This is a genomic window from Pseudomonas sp. 32_A, from assembly GCF_017490905.1.
GTDB classification, from domain to species: Bacteria; Pseudomonadota; Gammaproteobacteria; order Pseudomonadales; family Pseudomonadaceae; genus Aquipseudomonas; species Aquipseudomonas inefficax.
This window is the reverse complement of record NZ_JAFGYI010000398.1, coordinates 1-430: the sequence shown is the minus strand read 5'-3', so window position 1 is coordinate 430 and position 430 is coordinate 1. Positions and strand designations below refer to the sequence as shown.

Annotated in this window: 1 protein-coding gene; it reads right to left on the bottom strand. The window is 71.9% G+C overall.

Annotation, left to right across the window (positions count from 1 at the left end; genetic code table 11):
- A partial coding sequence (locus J5M58_RS27225; RefSeq protein WP_207880577.1) for a DUF1835 domain-containing protein occupies positions 1-297 on the bottom strand: 297 nt, incomplete at its 3' end.
- Between the last annotated feature and the right edge of the window lie 133 nt (positions 298-430).

Below are 430 nucleotides of genomic sequence, written 5' to 3'. Positions count from 1 at the left end.
CAACTGATCCGCGACGCTCTGCGCGTGCCAGACGACGACCTGGCCCGTGTCGGCCGCCAGCGTCTCGAGTTTCGCGAAGTCGCCGCCCAGCCCGGCCGTCCAATCCTGCTGGACGTCGCCGATCGCGCGCTCCCAGAACGCGGCGCGCACGTCCGGCGAGTCGTCCGCGCCGCGTAGCGGGCCGACCGACAGATCGTCGAACAGCTCGACGACGCCTTCGTCGCGGCCCGCATCGGCGAGCGCGATGCGCAGAGAAGCGGCGGCGGAGCCGCCCATGGTCACGTGGATGGTGCTCATTGGCTTGTCGTCAACATGGGAAAAGCCGCCTGCGGGCCGGCGCGTCGCGCGTCCGGCCCGCAGGCGGCCCCTAGTGTAAGCGAGATGGCGGGCCGCGCGTAACCGCGCGGCAAGACGCCGCCTACCGTTCGTC